General features: G+C 70.6%; 2 protein-coding genes. One reads left to right on the forward strand and one right to left on the reverse strand.

What is annotated here, in order from left to right; translation table 11 throughout:
* Window positions 1-998: acyltransferase (locus FV222_RS24970; protein WP_246685650.1), on the reverse strand; the 998-nt coding region annotated here is incomplete at its 3' end.
* A gap of 381 nt (window positions 999-1,379) precedes the next feature.
* On the opposite strand from FV222_RS24970, the gene FV222_RS24975 reads away from it, so the two are divergent.
* Complete coding sequence (locus FV222_RS24975) at window positions 1,380-1,619, forward strand: hypothetical protein (protein WP_147753201.1); 240 nt, start codon at window positions 1,380-1,382, stop codon at window positions 1,617-1,619.
* Window positions 1,620-1,801: the final 182 nt, after the last annotated feature.

Here is a 1,801-nt window from a genome sequence, read left to right on the forward strand (position 1 = left end):
ACGCAGGGGCGCTCCACCCAGGCTTGCATTAGCACGCAGAGGGCCAGGGTCGGCACGAGGCCGGCGACGATCAGTACGAGGGACCCCGAGCCCGGCCGCAGGTGCAGCAGCAGCGCGATCATCGTCGGGTGCAGGAGGTAGAAGCTGTAGGAGTAGAGCCCGAGCCGGCGCATCGGTGCGGAGCCGAGCGCCCGCACCACCCATCCGCGGCCCTGCAAGGCGGCCGAGAACGGCACGAACAGCGCCGCGCTCTGCAGCGTGTAGCGCAGGGTCTCGCGGAAGGCGGGGTTCCGCACCGCGAGGGTGGCGAGGATCACCGCGCCCGCCGCCGCCACGTGCCAGGGTTTCGGCCGCCAGGCGCGGTCGGCCGGGATCACCGGGTTGTTCCACAGGCCGAGGCAGCAGCCGAACAGGATCGCGTCGATGCGGGTGTGGGTCCAGGAGTAGTTCAGGCTGTAATCGGCGAGCCGCCACACGTTGAGGCAGCGGATGGCCAGCACGCCGCCGCACAGCGCCAGGCATGCCAGGGCCGCCCGACGCGGCGACAGGCGCCCGAGCCACAGCAGGTAGGCCAGCGGAAACAGCAGGTAGAAGTGCTCCTCGATCGCGAGGCTCCACAGCGGCACCGGCAGCACCTGCTCGGTGCCGAGGAGGTCGGGGTAGTTCGTCAGGAACGTCGCCTGCCCCAGCACCGCCACCGCGTCGACGCGCATCCAGTCGAGCAGGCCGAGCCCGTAGAGCAGGCCGGAGAACGCCAGCGCCAGGTACATCGGCGGCAGGATGCGCAAGGCCCGGCGCAGGTAGAACGCCTTCAGCGACACCGTCCCGCTCACCCCCCGCTCGATCCGCAGCAGGGTGGTGATGAGGTAGCCCGACAGGAAGAAGAACACCGTGACGCCGAAGCCCCCCGGCACGACGTGGCTGAGCCCGCAATGGGCGACGTACACGATGCCGATCGCCAGCGCCCGCACCCCGTCGAGCTGCGGCAGGTAGGGCATCGCCGGCGGGACCGGGGCGGTGGGGCTCGGGATGGCACAGCTCCTTGCGGGTTCCGGACGATCGCCGGACACCGAAACACGAAACCGCAAATTTTTCGTCCTCACTATCCGCGCCGGCACCGGAGTGGTGCGACGATTATCTCCCCCTCTGCGGGGGGGAGGGAAGAGGCGTATCTCTCGGGCGCCAAAGCTCGTGTCGGCTCGAATGCTGGAGAGCGCAAATCCAGATCGCCGATGTCCGCGAGGCCCCGCCCCGCATGCGACACTCGCGCGGTTGCCGGCGCGGGCGAGAGGTCTACGATCCGGGCATCGCGGCCCTGACCTTCGGCGCTCCGCGCATGAGAGACGGATGCGCTCCCGCCTTCGACGCGTGATGAGCCCGTGCCCCGGTACTTCTTCGACATCCACGACGGCTTCCACCAGCGCGACGACGTCGGCACCCATTGCGACGACGTGCAGGCCGCCGCCCTCGAGGCCAAACGCCTGCTGCCCGCCATCGCCGTCAACGAGATCCCGACCGACGGCGAGCGCCAGACCATCACCGTGGTGGTGACGGACGAGGACGGCTACGCCGTGTACTCGGCCGCCCTCGCCTTCGTCGGCACCTGGCTGCTGCGGTGAGCCGGCGCCGGCCTGAGCCGGGCACAAGGGATCGGTAACCATCGCCCGCGCATGATCCGGCCCGGAACCGCCCGTTCGCGGGGCCGAGACGGGGTTGCGTGATGTTCTCTGCCGCCTTCCTGCGCGCGGGCCTGTCGCCCCTGGCGCTCGCCGCCGCGCTGAGCACGGCCACCGCCCAAGGC

Source organism: Methylobacterium sp. WL103, assembly GCF_008039885.1.
GTDB lineage: Bacteria > Pseudomonadota > Alphaproteobacteria > Rhizobiales > Beijerinckiaceae > Methylobacterium > Methylobacterium cerastii.